We start from the raw sequence: 312 nt of genomic DNA, 5'->3' as shown, positions 1-312 counted from the left end.
CCACCAGCGACGGGGCCACCTTCGAGCCCATCGACCCGCGCATCGGGGCCGCCGACGACTCCCGGGCCGCCCTGAAATACCGGCCCAGCGCCCAGTTGGCCCGCCGGATCCGGCTGCGCGATGGCACCTGCCGCCACCCCGGCTGCGCGATCCCCGCCGAGGCCTGTGATCTGGATCATGTGGTGCCGTTTGATCACGCCGACCCCCGTCGGGGCGGGCACACCATCGAGGCCAACCTGGCCGCGATGTGCCGGCGGCATCACCGGTTCAAGACCTTCTCGGACTGGATCTACGAACTGCAGCCCGACGGCA

At 71.2% G+C, this 312-nt stretch carries 1 protein-coding gene; it reads left to right on the top strand.

Going from position 1 to position 312, the window contains the following annotated elements; translation table 11 throughout:
- The coding region (locus tag NR111_RS18375) for an HNH endonuclease (protein WP_256821651.1) at positions 1-312 on the top strand (312 nt) is incomplete at both ends.

Source organism: Dietzia sp. Die43 (assembly GCF_024519835.1).
Lineage (GTDB): Bacteria > Actinomycetota > Actinomycetes > Mycobacteriales > Mycobacteriaceae > Dietzia > Dietzia kunjamensis.
This window is presented reverse-complemented; position numbering and strand designations above follow the sequence as displayed.